This window comes from Plantactinospora sp. CA-294935, assembly GCF_050936445.1.
In the GTDB taxonomy this organism is placed as follows: domain Bacteria; phylum Actinomycetota; class Actinomycetes; order Mycobacteriales; family Micromonosporaceae; genus Plantactinospora.
This window is the reverse complement of the sequence record NZ_JBNJMU010000001.1, coordinates 6,931,853-6,946,218: the sequence shown is the minus strand read 5'-3', so window position 1 is coordinate 6,946,218 and position 14,366 is coordinate 6,931,853. Positions and strand designations below refer to the sequence as shown.

Here is a 14,366-nt window from a genome sequence, read left to right as displayed (position 1 = left end):
GGCAATTACCTCCGCCGGTTACCGGGCTACCTCCGCCGGTCACCGGGCGTCTCTCCGCCGCCGGTCACCTGGCGTTGAAGTAGCTGGCCTCCGGATGGTGCACCACGATGGCGTCGGTCGCCTGCTCCGGTACGAGCTGGAACTCCTCGGAGAGCCGGACCCCGATCCGCTCCGCGCCGAGCAGCTCGACCAGCTTCGCCCGGTCCTCCAGATCCGGGCAGGCCGGATAACCGAACGCGTACCGGCAGCCCCGGTAGTCGGTGCGCAGCAGCCCGGCGAGGTCGTCCGGGTCGTCGTCGGCCACGGTACGGCCGTCGGGCAGGGTCAGCTCGGCCCTGATCCGGCGGTGCCAGTACTCGGCGAGGGCCTCGGTGAGCTGCACCGACAGCCCGTGCACCTCCAGGTAGTCCCGGTACTCGTCACCGGCGAAGAGCTTCGCGGCGTACTCGCTGATCGGCTGCCCGACGGTGACCAGTTGCAGCGCGACGACGTCGAGCTGGTCGCCCCGGGGCCGGAAGAAGTCGGCGAGGCAGAGCCGGCGCTCCTGCCGCTGCCGGGGGAAGCTGAACCGGGCCCGCACGGTGGCGCCCCGCTCGTCGAGCACCACCAGGTCGTTGCCGTCGGAGTAGGCCGGGAAGTAGCCGTAGACCACCGCCGCCTCCAGCACCCGGTCGGCGGCGAGCCGGTCGAGCCAGGAGCGCAGCCGGGGCCGGCCCTCGGTCTCGACCAGTTCCTCGTAGCTCGGCCCGGCGCCGCCGCGCGAACCGCGCAGCCCCCACTGGCCGAGGAAAGTCGCCCGCTCGTCGAGCAGGGCCGCGTAGTCGGCCAGCGGGATGCCCTTGACGACCCGGGTGCCCAGGAACGGCGGTGCCGGCACCGCGACGTCGGTCGCCACGTCGGAGCGGACCGAGTCGTCGGAGAGGTCCGGCAGCGCCGCCGTCGCCCGGGCCCGCTGCCGGTCCCGACGGGCCCGCCGGGCGGCCAGCGCCGCCTCCCGCTCGGCGTCCACCACCGGGGCGCCGCCGCGCTTCGCCGCCATCAGCCGGTCCATCAGGGACAGTCCCTCGAAGGCGTCCCGGGCGTAGTGCACCTCGCCCGGGTAGGTCGACCGAAGGTCGTCCTCGACGTACGACCGGGTCAGCGCCGCACCGCCGAGCAGCACCGGCCAGCGCCCGGCGACCCCTCGGGACGCCATCTCGGCCAGGTTCTCCTTCATCACCACGGTGCTCTTCACCAGCAGGCCGGACATCCCGATGGCGTCCACGGCCCGCTCCTCGGCGGCCTCCAGGATCGCCGCGACCGGCTGCTTGATCCCGAGGTTGACCACCTCGTAGCCGTTGTTGGACAGGATGATGTCGACCAGGTTCTTGCCGATGTCGTGCACGTCGCCCTTGACGGTGGCGAGCACGATCCGGCCCTTGCCGCCGTCGTCGGACTTCTCCATGTGCGGTTCGAGATGGCCCACCGCGGCCTTCATCACCTCGGCCGACTGGAGTACGAAGGGCAACTGCATCTGGCCGGCGCCGAACAGCTCGCCGACCACCTTCATCCCGTCCAGCAGCAGTTCGTTGATGATGGCCAGCGCCGGCCGGGTGCTCAGCGCCTCGTCGAGGTCGGCCTCCAGCCCGTTGCGCTCGCCGTCGACGATCCGCCGCTTCAGCCGCTCGTCGACCGGCAGCGCGGCCAGCTCCTCCGCCCGGGTGGCCCGGGCCGAGGCGGCGTCCACCCCCTCGAAGAGTTCGATGAACCGCTGCACCGGATCGTGGCCGGGCCGGCGCCGGTCGTAGACCAGGTCGAGCGCCGCCTCGCGCTGCTCGTCCGGGATCCTGGCCATCGGCAGGATCTTGCTGGCGTGCACGATGGCGCTGGTCAGTCCGGCCTGCACGCACTCGTGCAGGAAGACCGAGTTGAGCACCTGCCGGGCCGCCGGGTTCAGCCCGAACGAGACGTTCGAGACGCCGAGCGTGAAGTTGACCCCGGGATAGCGGCGGGCGATCTCCCGGATCGCCTCGATCGTCTCGATGCCGTCCCGGCGGGTCTCCTCCTGGCCGGTGGCGATCGGGAAGGTGAGGCAGTCGACCAGGATGTCCCGCACGTCGATCCCCCAGCGGCCGGTGAGGTCGTCGACCAGCCGGGACGCCACCCGTACCTTCCAGTCGGCCGTCCGGGCCTGCCCCTCCTCGTCGATGGTCAGTGCCACCACTGCGGCGCCGTGCTCGCGGACCAGCGGCAGCACCCGGGCGTACCGGGAGTCGGGGCCGTCACCGTCCTCGAAGTTCACCGAGTTGACCACGCACCGGCCGCCGAGCATCTCCAGCCCGGCTTCGATCACCGCCGGCTCGGTCGAGTCCAGCATGATCGGCAGGGTGGAGGCGGTGGCGAACCGGCCGGCGATCTCCCGCATGTCGCGTACGCCGTCCCGGCCGACGTAGTCGACGCAGAGGTCGAGCAGGTGCGACCCGTCCCGGGCCTGGCTCCGGGCGATCTCCACACACGCCTGCCAGTCCCCGGCCAGCATCGCCTCCCGGAACGCCTTGGAGCCGTTGGCGTTGGTGCGCTCACCGACCATCAGCACACTGGCGTCCTGGGCGAACGGCACCTGGTGGTACAGGCTCGCCACCCCGGGCTCCGGCTCCGGCGTCCGGGGCGGCGCCACCGCGCCACCCAGCCGGTCCACCACCGCCCGGATGTGCGCAGGCGTGGTGCCGCAGCAGCCGCCGACCAGGGACAGCCCGTAGTCGGCCACGAACCCCGCGAGCGCGTCCGCCAACTCCTGCGGGGTCAGCGGATAGCGGGCCCCGTCGGCGGTCAGCTCCGGCAGGCCGGCGTTCGGCATCACCGACAGCGGGATCCGGGCGTGCCGGGCCAGGTAGCGCAGATGTTCGGTCATCTCGGCCGGCCCGGTGGCGCAGTTGAGGCCGATCAGGTCGATGCCGAGCGGCTCCAGCGCGGTCAGCGCCGCGCCGATCTCGCTGCCCAGCAGCATCGTCCCGGTGGTCTCGACCGTGACGTGGCAGATCACCGGCAGTTCCCGGCCCGCCTCGGCCAGCGCCCGGCGGGCACCGACCACCGCCGCCTTGACCTGGAGCAGGTCCTGGCAGGTCTCCACGATCAGCCCGTCCACGCCGCCGGCGACCAGCCCGGCCGCGTTGCGCCGGTACGCGTCGCGCAGCTCCCGGTAGCCCAGGTGTCCCAATGTCGGCAGCTTGGTCCCCGGCCCCATCGCGCCGAGCACGTACCGGGGCCGCTCCGGGGTGCCCGCCGCGTCGGCGGCCTGCCGGGCCAGCCGGGCGCCGGCCTCGGCCAGCTCGGTGATCCGGTCCTCGATGCCGTACTCGCGCAGGGCGGAGAGGTTGGTGCCGAAGGTGTTCGTCTCGACACAGTCCGCCCCGGCGGCGAGGTACGCCTCGTGGACCGACCGGACGACGTCGGGGCGGGTCACGTTGAGTATCTCGTTGCACCCCTCGTGGCCCTCGAAGTCGTCGAGGGTCAGCTCGGCCGCCTGCAACATCGTCCCCATCGCGCCGTCGGCGACCAGCACCCGGTCGCCGAGCGCGTCACGTAGCGGAGTCGGCACGGCTCCAGGCTAGTCCGGACGGCCTTCCGGCAACCCGTTGTAGGCGTAGCGTTCCGCAACGTACGTCGGTCGGACGATCGCCCCTTCCGTCCCGGATGTCCGGGCCGACCCGATGGCGGCTGACCGCCCGGAGCGCTCCCCCGGCGGCCGAGCCGGCGCGGCCGGCGGGCCGCATCCGAGTCAGGGACGTAGGCTGACGGACGTGAGGGACAACAGGGACGGCAGCACCAGGCACATCGCGGGCACGACCGCACGGCACCGGACCGCCCGGCTCGGCCGTGGCACGCACGCTGGGGGTAGGGCGTGACCGAGTTCGACGGGCTGCCCGTGCTGCGCTCGCCGGTCGCGATCGCGGCCTTCGAGGGCTGGAACGACGCGGCCGACGCCTCCACCGCGGCGGTCGAACACCTCGAACAGGTGTGGCAGGCACGCCAGATCACCGAACTCGACCCCGAGGAGTTCTACGACTTCCAGGTGAGCCGACCGACGATCACGATGGCCGACGGCGAGACCCGCCGGGTCGAGTGGCCGACCACCCGGTTCATGAGGGCCAGCCCGGACGGTACCGACCGGGACGTGGTGCTGATCCGGGGCATCGAGCCGAGCATGCGCTGGCGCACCTTCTGCGAGCAGGTGCTGGAGCTCTGCCACAGCCTGGAGATCAACCGGATCGTGCTGCTCGGCGCGCTGCTGGCCGACGTGCCGTACACCCGACCACTGCCGATCAGCGGCAGCGCCTCGGACAAGGACGCCGCCGAGCGCTACCAGCTCACCCCGACCCGCTACGACGGCCCGACCGGGATCGTCGGTGTGCTGCACGACGCGGCCACCCGGGCCGAGGTCGACGCCGTGTCGTTCTGGGTGCACGTGCCGCACTACGCCAACAATCCGCCCTGCCCGAAGGCGACGCTGGCCCTGCTGCACCGGGTCGAGGAGGTGCTCGACCTGCCCGTCCCGATGTCGGACCTGGCCGAGGAGGCCGCCGAGTGGGAGCAGCGGGTCCGCACCGCCGCCGAGCAGGACGCCGAACTCGGCGAGTACGTCCGCGAGCTGGAGGAACGGGTCGGCGACGCCGGCATCCAGCCGCTGACCGGCGACGAGATCGCCCAGGAGTTCGAGAAGTACCTGCGCCGTCGCGGCGGCTCGGCCGGCCCCACCGCCGGCTCCTGGTAGACCCGGGTTGCCCCGCCGGCCGAGCCACCGGGTCCGACCGGCGGCCCGGCCACTCCGGCGTGACTTTCTCGGACGGGTGACGCCCGCCCGCGACACCGTCCCGCTTCCACCTGTGGCGTCCCCGGCTGACCACCACACCCCGTGCCGCACCCTACCCACCCACCGCCCAGCCCCCGCTCCCGGCGCTACCGGATAGCTGCCACGTCGACCTGGACACCAGAGGCGCTATCACCCCTCGGTAGCGCCTCTGGTGTCCAGGTGAGCAGCGGTGTGCCAGGAGGAAGCGCCGCAGACGGGTGCCGGCACTGACGATGGGCCGTCCCGAACAAGGACTCGGTTTCGGTGGTTGACCGCCCTTCCGGTTGCCCGGCGCACACTCGGTACGGCATCCTAGGAACCTAGTTGTTTTTCTTGGCTCACGACCTGGACGGGAGCAGCGGTGCAGATCAACCCGGGAGCGGCCGAGTTCCCCCACCGACAGATCGCCACGCAGTTGCGGGCGCGGATCCGGGCGGGTGACTGGGCGGCCGGTGAGCGGCTGCCGTCCATCCCGGCCATCGCCGAGATGTTCGGGGTGGCCAAGCAGACCGTGCAGCGCGCCATCGACCAGCTCCGGGTGGAGGGCGTGCTGATCACCAAGCCGGGTTCCGGGACGTACGTCCGGGGCACCCGGCGCCGGCTCAACCGCCTCTCCCGGGGCCGGTACGGCGGCCACCGGGGTTACCACGCCGACCTGGCCGCCCGGTACCGGCAGCAGTTGGTGCAGGTCGGCCGGGCACCGGCCCCACCCGAGGTGGCCGACGCGTTCGGGGTGCCGGACGGCACCGAGCTGATCGTCCGGCGGCACCTGGTGCGCACCGAGGAGGTGCCGGTGGAGGTCGGCGCCTCCTGGTTCCGCACCGCCGACGCCGCCGGCACCAGCCTGGAACGGATGGAGGCGTACGGCCGGCCGCTCTACCAGGAGGCCGAGGAGGCGATCGGCCGGCGCTACGTGTCGGCGACCGACCAGATCAGCGCCCGGCAGCCGAGCCGGGAGGAGGCGGAGATCCTCCAGATCCGGCCGGACACGCCCGTGCTGCACCTGCTGCACGTCGCCTACGACGCCAGTCACCGGCCGATCGAGGTGGCCCAGGCGACCTGGCCCGGCCCGATGACCACGCTGACCGAGCGGTACCAGGTCCCCGGCCCGGCGCCGGAGGCCGACCCGGACCCGGGACTGGTACTCGGCTGAGCGGCGCCCCGAGGTCCCGTCCGGGCCGCGTCAACGCCCCCCGCCGCCGGGGCTGACGGCGGGCCGGCGTCCGCGGCGGCTACCGCTCGACGCCGAGAGCGCGTCCACGGCCCACCGGGGCGACGGCGGGGAGGGGCCTTCGAGGCCGGCTACAGCTTGATGCCGAGCAGGGCGTCGACGGTGGCGGCCATCAGGTCCGGCGCGGCCGGGTCGGCACCGGAGCGGGCCAGCGCGGCATCCGCCCAACGGTCCACCAGGGCCAGCGCGCCCGGCGTGTCCAGGTCGTCGGCGAGCCGCTCGCGTACCCCGGCCAGCAGGTCCGGACCGGCGGGCCCGGACGGCGCCGCGGCGGCCTCCCGCCACCGGGCCAGCCGCTTCGTGCCCTCCTTGAGCAGGTCGTCGGTCCACTCCCGGTCGCTGCGGTAGTGGCCGGCGAGCAACGCCAGCCGGACCGCCATCGGGTCCACGTGGTCGGCCCGGAGCCGGGAGACGAAGACCAGGTTTCCCTTCGACTTCGACATCTTCTCGCCGTCCAGGCCGATCATCCCGGCGTGTACGTAGTGCCCGGCGAACGGCTCCGCCCCGGTCAGCCGCTCGGCGTGCGCCGCGGAACACTCGTGGTGCGGAAAGAGCAGGTCGTTGCCGCCACCCTGGACGTCGATGGTCTCCCCGAGCAACGCCATCGCGATCACCGCGCACTCGATGTGCCAGCCCGGCCGGCCGGGGCCGAGCGGGCCGCCCTCCCAGGCCGGCTCGCCGTCCCGGGCACCACGCCAGAGCAGCGGGTCGAGCCGGTCCCGCTTGCCGGCCCGGTCCGGATCCCCGCCCCGCTCGGCGAAATAGCCGAGCATCTCCTCCCGGGAGAGGTTGGACTCGTAACCGAACCGGGGCGCGGCGGAGACGTCGAAGTAGACGTCCCCGGTGCCGTCGTCGAGCCGGTACGCCGCACCGTCGTCCAGCAGCGCCCGGACCTTCTCCGCGATCGCCGGGATCGACTCGACGGCGCCGACGTAGTAGGCGGGCGGGATCATCCGCAGCGCCTCCATGTCCTCCCGGAACAGCGCGGTCTCCCGCATCGCCAGAACCACCCAGTCCTCGCCGTCCCGCTCGGCGCGCTCCAGCAGCGGATCGTCGATGTCGGTGACGTTCTGCACGTAGCTGACCGGATGGCCGCCGTCCCGCCACACCCGCTGTACGACGTCGAAGGCGATCATCGTGGCGGCGTGCCCCAGATGGGTCGCGTCGTACGGGGTGATCCCGCAGACGTACATCGTCGCCGGCCCGGAGGGGCGGGTCGGGTGCACGCCGCGGCGCGCCGAGTCGTAAAGAGCGAGCCGCGGTCCCCTGCCCGGCAGCCGCGGAATCTCGTGACCCATCCAGGTTTCCATGGTCACCAGCCTAGTCAGCCGGGCGGACGCGAACCCCGGCCCGGCGGACGGGGTGATCAGATCGACAGGACCGCCCGGACGGCCGGAGCGGGCCTGGGACGGCACCGCCCAGCGGTGATCACGGTACCCGCCGACGGCGATCACGGCAGCAGCCGGAGACAGGCCGGCAGCGCCCAACGGCAATCACGGCAGCAGCCGGAGACAGGCCGGCAGCGCCCAACGGCAATCACGGCAGCGGCCGGAGACGGGGCTTAGATCGGCGGCCAGGGGATGGCCGGCCACTCCTCGGACGGCTCCGGAAACCGGGCCGTCGCCAGCAGCCGGTCGACCCGGCGCGCCAGCGCGGCGACCTCGCCGATCGTCAGGTGCTCGGCCAGGCACTCCCCCAGCGGGCCGGTCAGCTCCCGGGCCAGCCCGGTCAGCATCTCCAGCGCGTCCGGCGGCAGGTCCCGCCGGGACCAGCCCCAGAGCACCGTCCGGAGCTTGTCCTCGAAATGGAAGCAGACCCCGTGGTCGACGCCGTAGATCCGGTCGTCCGGCCCGACGAGCACGTGCCCGCCCTTGCGGTCCGCGTTGTTGATCACCGCATCGAGGATGGCGAGCCGGGCGAGCCGGGGGTCGTCGGCGTGCGCGAGGGCGTACGGGGCGCCGTCGTCGTCACGGGCGGCCGCGACCCGGAACCACCGGGCCGGCAGGCTCCGGGCCGGTACGAACCCGACCAGCGGCTCGGCCTGCTCCGGCTCGTCGATCCAGAGCTGGCAGGCGCCGGGGCCGAGCGGGCCGTCCCGGAGCACCGTCGGCGGGACCAGGTCCCACCCGGTGGCCCGGGACACCAGGTAGGCGGAGACCTCCCGACCGGCCAGGGTGCCGTCCGGAAAGTCCCAGAGCGGACGCTCACCCCGGATCGGCTTGTAGACGCAGCGGGCGGTGACCCCGTCCAGGGTCAGGAACCCGCGCAGGGTCGTGTTGGAGGCGTCGACCAACCGACCCTCCAGCTCGAATTCGCCCCCGTGCAGGAGGCGCAGGGCGTCGCTCTCGTCCAGCACGGGCCGCAGTTCGGAGGAGGTCACCGGGCCGGTCCCGGCCGCAGCAGTGCGACGGTCACCGGTGGTAGCCGTTGTGTCGGGGACAGAGGTGCCCGGCCGGGTCGAGCGGCTGGCCGCAGAGCGGGCACGGCGGCCGGCCCGCCGCCACCACCCGCCGGGCCCGCTCGATGAACTCGCGGGCCGCCTGTGGGGTCAACCGGACCCGCAGCCGGTCGAGGTCGTCGTCCGGCTCCTCGTCCTCCTCGTCGACCTCTTCCTCGCCGCCGAGCTCGACCTCCGCCTCGGCCTCCCCGGCGGCGATCGCCTCGATCACCACCGTGGCGGTGTCGACGTCGAAGGCCAGGCCGAGGGTGCCGACCCGGAACTCCTCGTCGACCGGCGTGTCCAGCGGCTCGTTGTCCGAGGTGACCGGGGGCGGCTCGGGCAGCTCGACACCGAACCGCCGGTGCGCCTCGGTCAGCAGCTCCTCCAGCTTCTCGGCCAGCAGCGAGACCTGGACCTTCTCCAGCGCGACGCTGACCAGCCGGCCTCCGCCGCGCGCCTGGAGGAAGAACGTCCGCTCACCCGGCGGACCCACAGTTCCGGCGACGAACCGCTCGGGCGGCTCGAATGCGTGCACCTGGTGGGTCATACCCACGACCCTATCCGGCCGGATACCATACCGCGCAGCCCACCGACCCGAATCACCGTACGCCCCGATCCGGTCGCGGCGGGCCACCGCCCGGGCCGATCTGACCGGGCCGGCCGGTCACCGTTTCCGCCCGTCGGCCGCCCCCGCCCCGGCGCCGGGCACCCCCAGCCCACCGGCCGCGTCCGGTGAGACCGCCCGGGAGCGGGGGGCGGCACCGTCCGGGGGCGCCGCCCCGGCGCCGGCCGCGCCCACGCCGCCGCCGACCGCCGCATCCGAGGAGACCGCCCGGGAGCGGCGGCGCCGCGTGGGGGGCGGCGGTACCAGACTGGTCAGGTCGCCGCCGGTGTCGTTGAGCCGCAACACGAAGGGGCGGACCGGGGTGTAGCGGATTCCGGTCACCGAGCCCGGATCCGCCACGATCCGCTGGAACTGGTCCAGATGTACGCCCATCGCGTCCGCCACGATCGCCTTGATCACGTCACCGTGGCTGCACGCCAGCCAGACCGCCTCGGGCCCGTGCTCGGCGGTGATCCGGGCGTCCCAGCGGCGTACCGCCTCGACCGCCCGGGCCGCCATCCCGGCCATCGACTCCCCGTCCGGAAAGATCGCGGCGCTCGGGTGCTGCTGCACCACCTGCCACAGTGGATCCTTGGCCAGCTTCTTCAGCGGCTGGCCCTGCCAGGCGCCGTAGTCGCACTCGACCAGCCCCTCCTCGACCACCGGTACGGCGTCGGGCAGCGCCAGCTCCAGGGTCTGCCGGCAGCGGATCAGGGGGCTGGTCACCACCGCCGCCAGCGGGATCGCCCGGAGCCGGCCGCCCACCGCCGCCGCCTGGGCCCGGCCGGTCTCGTCGAGTTCGACGGGTTGCCGTCCGGCCAGGCCGCCGTCGGCGTTCGCCGTGGTCCGGCCGTGCCGGAGGAGCAGAAGGGTCGCCACGACCACACCCTACGTTCCGTCCGTCGGGCCGCCGGCGCGAGCCGCCGGGTCGACCGGGCGCCGCCCGCCGATCCCCACCGCGCAGGCGCCGCGCGGCGGCCGGCGGGCGACCCGTGGCGTGCGGGGGTCAGGTCGCGCTGATCGTGCCGGTCAGCAGCAGCGCCAGGACCAGGCTGCCCAGCGCCACCCGGTAGAGCACGAAGACGTAGAGGGTGTGATGTGCGACATAGCGCAGCAGCCAGGCGATGGCGGCGTAGCCGACCCCGAAGGCGATCACCGTGGCCACGACCATCTGCGCCGGGCTCGGGATCGACCCGCCACCGCTGGTGTCGAAGACGTCCGGCACGCTGAACAGCCCGGACATCACCACCGCCGGGATGGCCAGCAGGAACGAGTACCGGGCCGCCGCCTCGCGGGTCAGGTTGAGGAAGAGCCCCGCGGTCAGCGTGCCGCCGGACCGGGACACCCCGGGGATCAGCGCCATCGCCTGGGCGAAGCCCATCACGATGCCGTCGCGGAGGGTGAAGTTCTCGATCCGCCGGGTCTGCCGGCCCCAGTACTCGGCGAAGGCCAACACGAACGCGAAGACGATCAACGTGGTGGCGACCAGCCACAGGTTCCGGGCGGCGGTGCGGATCTGGTCCTTGAACAGGAAACCGAATAGGCCGATCGGGATCGAGCCGATGATCACGTACCAGCCCATCCGGTAGTCGAGACTCGACCGGACCGACTTGTCCCAGATCCCGATCACCCAGACCCGGGTGATCCGCCAGATGTCCTTGGCGAAGTAGAGCAGCACGGCGGCCTCGGTGCCGAGCTGGGTGACCGCGGTGAACGACGCCCCGGCGTCCTGGTCGAAGAAGATCGCCGAGGTGATCCGCAGGTGCCCAGACGAACTCACCGGCAGGAACTCGGTGAGGCCCTGGACGATTCCCAGGACGATTGCCTCGATCCAGCTCACCCGCGCACCCCGCTCATCGCCGCACCCCGCCCGTCGCCCGCCGGCCTTCGGTGTCCCCGCCCGCTCACTGAACCTTTTTCCACCTCCCCTTGCGGTCCGATGGACCGCAAGATCGAATGCCGTGCGCGAGCGCCACGCGGTTCCGGTCGGAAAAGGTTCACTCGCCGACCCCGGCGAGATCCAGCGCCTCGGCGCAGGTACGCAGGGTCTGGATGCCGCTGTCCGCGTCGGCGACGAAGAGGGTCAGCGAGAGCGTGGTGACCCCGGCCGCCGCGTACTCGCGCATCCGGTCGGCGATCCGCTCCTTGGGGCCGAGCAGGGACGTCCGGTCGATGAACTCCAGTGGTACGGCCGCGGCCGCGTCGCGCTGCCGCTTGGCCAGGTAGAGGTCCTGCACCTCGCGGGCGGCATCGCCGTAGCCCATCCGGGTGGCGAGCTGGTTGTAGAAGTTCTGCTCCCGGCTGCCCATCCCGCCGACGTAGAGCGCGGCATACCAGCGGACCAGCTCGGCGCAGCTCGCGACCTCGTCGCCGACCACCACCGGCACGCTGGGCACCACGTCGAAGCCGGCGAGTTCCTTGCCGGCCCTGGCCCGGCCGGCGGCGACGGTGCCGAGCTGTTCGGCGGCGAACTCCGGGGCGAAGAAGATCGCCAGCCAGCCGTCGGCGATCTCACCGGCGAGTTCGAGGTTCTTCGGGCCGACCGCGGCCAGGTAGATCGGGATCTCCTCGCGGGGCGGGTGGAAGCCGAGCCGGAGCGCCTTGCCGGGGCCGTCCGGTAGTGGCAGGCGGTAGTGCGCGCCGTCGTACTCCACCGGTTTGCGGGCGATGGCCAGCTTGACGATGTCGACGTACTCCCGGGTCCGGGCCAGCGGCTTGGCGAACCGCACCCCGTGCCAGCCCTCGGAGACCTGCGGGCCGGAGACGCCGAGGCCGAGCCGGAACCGGCCGCCGGAGACCGCGTCGATGGTGGCGGCGGTCATCGCGGTGGCCGCCGGGCTGCGGGCCGGGATCTGCATCACCGCCGAGCCGACGTCGATCCGCTCGGTCTGGCCGGCCAGCCAGGCCAGCATGCTGGGCGAGTCCGAGCCGTAGGCCTCCGCCGCCCAGACCACCGAATAGCCGAGCCGGTCCGCCTCGCGGGCGAGGGCCAGATGGTCCGCCGGAGTGCTCCACGCGGTCTGGTATCCGAGGCTGAGCCCGAGTCGCACTGGTTCTTCTCCCCCATCCATCCGCAAGTCGCATCAGGGTACGCAATGACCCCCGAACGTCCTCCGCTGACCCGCCGATGCCGGACCCGTGCCCGGACGTCGGCTTTGTACCGGTCGACCCGGAGCGGGATGGTGGGAGCGAGGATATCGGCGGAGCGATGTTCTGAATAAGGTTCAACCATGCAACAGCGACCGCTCGGCCGAAGCGGGCTGGCGGTTTCCCGGCTCGCGCTCGGCACCATGACCTGGGGTCGGGACACCGATGCGGACGACGCTGCCGCCCAACTGAAGAGTTACCTGGACGCCGGGGGCAACCTCGTCGACACGGCCGACGTCTACAGCGACGGTGACGCCGAGGCGGTGATCGGCTCGCTGCTCGGCACCCTGGTGCCCCGCGACGACCTGCTGATCGCCACCAAGGCGGGGCTGCGGCCGGGTGCCGGCCGCCGCCGGGACACCTCCCGGGGGCATCTGCTGCGCACCCTGGACGCCTCACTGCGCCGGCTCGGCACCGACCACGTCGACCTGTGGCAGGTGCACGGCTACGACCCGGCCACCCCGCTGGAGGAGACGCTGGCCGCGCTGGACCACGCGGTGCACAGTGGCCGGGTCCGGTACGTCGGCGTCTCCAACTTCTCCGGCTGGCAGACCGCGCAGGCCGCCACCTGGCAGGCCGCCTTTCCCGGTCGGGCCCCGGTGGTCGCCGCCCAGGTGGAGTACTCGCTCCTGGAGCGCGGCATCGAACGGGAACTGCTGCCCGCCTGCGAGGGGCTCGGGCTCGGCGTACTGCCCTGGTCGCCGCTGGGGCGCGGGGTGCTGACCGGGAAGTACCGGCACGGCCGCCCGGCCGACTCCCGGGCCGCCTCGGCGCACTTCGAACCCTTCGTCGCCCGCTATCTGGAACCGCGCTGCTCCAGCATCGTGGAGGCGGTGGCCACCGCGGCCGGTGGTCTCGGGGTGTCGCCGCTGGAGGTGGCGCTGGCCTGGGTGCGGGACCGGCCGGGCGTGGTCGCCCCGATCCTCGGCGCCCGCACCGTCGGTCAACTGCTCGGCGCGCTCCAGGTGGAGCGGATGACGCTGCCGCTGGAGATCACCCGGGCCCTCGACGACGTCTCGGCCGTCCCGGTCGGCTATCCGGAACGGGACAGCTGACCCCGGAAAGCGGACAGCCGCCCCGGAGGCGGACACCTCGTGGCTCACCCCGGAGAAGGACTGGTGTCGCCCCGCGAGCGTGGGCAGGATAGAGGACATGGACTACGAATACGCGCCATTGCGGTTACCGCCGAATGTCGACCGGATGACCGCGATGGCGCAACTGGCGATCCAAGCCGAGTTCTCCGGCTGGGAGCTGGCCCGGGTGCGACTGTTCCGTGACGGTACGCGGCAGGTGGTGCTGCGGCGTCGCGTGGTCAACCAGTCGCAACCGGGCCTCTCCTACTGAACCTTTCTCAACCCCTGAACCGCGCGGCGCTGACACACCGCGTCCGACCTTTCGGTCGACGGACCGCAAGGCGAGGGTGAAAGGGTTCACCGCATCTCTTACCGGGCCCGCTCGGACTCCTCGTCGGCGTCCGACAGGAACGGGTGCTCGTCCAGCCGACCGACGAGCCGGTCGTCGGCCCCCGGCGTGAACGGTCCGCTGCTGTCCTCGTCGTCGAAGGACTCCAGGTCGAGCGGGACGGACACCTCGCTGACCATCACGACACCGTCCAGCGGCTCCAGCTCCGGGATGTCCAGGGCGCCGAGCGACCCGTCCCCGGTCTGCAGCAGCTCCAGCACCGCCTCGCCGACACCCTCCACCGCCGGCGCCTCCTCCTCGTCCGGTACGGCGGCCCGCCGGGCGGCCTGGGCCACCCGGAGCAGGGCGGCGACGCTCGGCACCCGGTAGTCGCGCCGATGGCGTACGGAGAGGACCAGCGGGTGCGGGTCGCTCGGCTCGGAGCCGTCGGCACCGCCCAGGCCCACCCCGAAGCGCTCGTCCGCCTCGTCCGGGTCGATCGCCTCCACGTCCCACGGCGTGACCTCGCCGAAGGCGTCGAGCAGTTGCTCGTCGTACTCGTACGACGCGTTGTTGAGCTCGACGTACGCCTGCCAGACGGCATCGTCGTCGATCCGGCCCTCGGCGGCCCGGACGGCGGCGAGGTGCGCCCGGGCGGTCTCGATGACCCGTTCCAGGGCGGCGTCCAGCTCGGCGTGCTGGTCGGTCATGGTGT

General features: G+C 72.9%; 11 protein-coding genes and 1 pseudogene. 4 read left to right on the top strand and 8 right to left on the bottom strand.

Features of this window, described 5'->3' with window-relative positions; genetic code table 11:
* Nucleotides 1-64: 64 nt before the first annotated feature.
* A complete protein-coding gene (gene metH, locus ACQEVC_RS30495) occupies nt 65-3,577 on the bottom strand; it encodes a methionine synthase (protein WP_432884350.1) in 3,513 nt (1,170 codons plus the stop codon).
* 303 nt (nt 3,578-3,880) lie between these two features.
* On the opposite strand from metH, the gene ACQEVC_RS30490 reads away from it, so the two are divergent.
* Entirely contained in the window at nt 3,881-4,750 is an 870-nt protein-coding gene (locus ACQEVC_RS30490) for a PAC2 family protein (protein ID WP_318397196.1), read from the top strand.
* 439 nt (nt 4,751-5,189) lie between these two features.
* A complete protein-coding gene (locus ACQEVC_RS30485; RefSeq protein ID WP_432884346.1) occupies nt 5,190-5,981 on the top strand; it encodes a GntR family transcriptional regulator in 792 nt (263 codons plus the stop codon).
* Between the two features lie 149 nt (nt 5,982-6,130).
* Here ACQEVC_RS30485 and mshC read toward each other — a convergent pair whose 3' ends face one another.
* The 6 genes and pseudogenes from mshC to ACQEVC_RS30455 all read right to left on the bottom strand — a co-directional run bounded on the left by mshC (nt 6,131) and on the right by ACQEVC_RS30455 (nt 12,153).
* The gene (mshC, locus tag ACQEVC_RS30480; RefSeq protein WP_432884342.1) at nt 6,131-7,369 is read right to left on the bottom strand and encodes a cysteine--1-D-myo-inosityl 2-amino-2-deoxy-alpha-D-glucopyranoside ligase; all 1,239 of its coding nucleotides are present in this window, start codon (nt 7,367-7,369) and stop codon (nt 6,131-6,133) included.
* 251 nt (nt 7,370-7,620) lie between these two features.
* Nucleotides 7,621-8,439, bottom strand: a complete 819-nt coding sequence (locus tag ACQEVC_RS30475; protein ID WP_432884339.1) for an SCO1664 family protein — start codon at nt 8,437-8,439, stop codon at nt 7,621-7,623.
* Nucleotides 8,440-8,470: 31 nt separating this feature from the next.
* Nucleotides 8,471-9,046 (bottom strand): DUF3090 domain-containing protein, encoded by a 576-nt coding sequence (locus ACQEVC_RS30470; protein WP_432884336.1) that lies wholly within the window; start codon nt 9,044-9,046, stop codon nt 8,471-8,473.
* Between the two features lie 243 nt (nt 9,047-9,289).
* Nucleotides 9,290-9,982 (bottom strand): annotated as a pseudogene (locus ACQEVC_RS30465) (histidine phosphatase family protein); the annotation flags it as partial.
* Between the two features lie 127 nt (nt 9,983-10,109).
* Nucleotides 10,110-10,943, bottom strand: coding sequence for an undecaprenyl-diphosphate phosphatase (locus tag ACQEVC_RS30460; RefSeq protein ID WP_432884333.1), 834 nt, complete (start codon nt 10,941-10,943; stop codon nt 10,110-10,112).
* Between the two features lie 157 nt (nt 10,944-11,100).
* The gene (locus ACQEVC_RS30455; protein ID WP_432884327.1) at nt 11,101-12,153 is read right to left on the bottom strand and encodes an LLM class F420-dependent oxidoreductase; all 1,053 of its coding nucleotides are present in this window, start codon (nt 12,151-12,153) and stop codon (nt 11,101-11,103) included.
* A 180-nt stretch (nt 12,154-12,333) separates the two neighbouring features.
* On the opposite strand from ACQEVC_RS30455, the gene ACQEVC_RS30450 reads away from it, so the two are divergent.
* Both ACQEVC_RS30450 and ACQEVC_RS30445 read left to right on the top strand, forming a co-directional pair.
* Nucleotides 12,334-13,305: an aldo/keto reductase gene (locus ACQEVC_RS30450; protein ID WP_346261290.1), complete on the top strand. Its 972-nt coding sequence runs from the start codon at nt 12,334-12,336 to the stop codon at nt 13,303-13,305.
* Between the two features lie 97 nt (nt 13,306-13,402).
* Nucleotides 13,403-13,594, top strand: a complete 192-nt coding sequence (locus ACQEVC_RS30445) for a DUF5703 family protein (RefSeq protein WP_278061779.1) — start codon at nt 13,403-13,405, stop codon at nt 13,592-13,594.
* A 98-nt stretch (nt 13,595-13,692) separates the two neighbouring features.
* Here ACQEVC_RS30445 and ACQEVC_RS30440 read toward each other — a convergent pair whose 3' ends face one another.
* Nucleotides 13,693-14,361 carry a hypothetical protein gene (locus ACQEVC_RS30440; RefSeq protein ID WP_318397205.1) on the bottom strand — a complete coding sequence of 223 codons (669 nt, stop codon included), beginning with the start codon at nt 14,359-14,361 and terminating at the stop codon, nt 13,693-13,695.
* Nucleotides 14,362-14,366 lie beyond the last annotated feature (5 nt).

Coding starts and splice junctions, on each gene's coding strand:
- mshC (WP_432884342.1), bottom strand. CDS start 7,369: ATGGAAACCTGGATGGGTCACGAGATTCCGCGGCTGCCGGGCAGGGGA.
- ACQEVC_RS30470 (WP_432884336.1), bottom strand. CDS start 9,046: ATGACCCACCAGGTGCACGCATTCGAGCCGCCCGAGCGGTTCGTCGCC.
- ACQEVC_RS30450 (WP_346261290.1), top strand. CDS start 12,334: ATGCAACAGCGACCGCTCGGCCGAAGCGGGCTGGCGGTTTCCCGGCTC.
- ACQEVC_RS30445 (WP_278061779.1), top strand. CDS start 13,403: ATGGACTACGAATACGCGCCATTGCGGTTACCGCCGAATGTCGACCGG.
- ACQEVC_RS30440 (WP_318397205.1), bottom strand. CDS start 14,361: ATGACCGACCAGCACGCCGAGCTGGACGCCGCCCTGGAACGGGTCATC.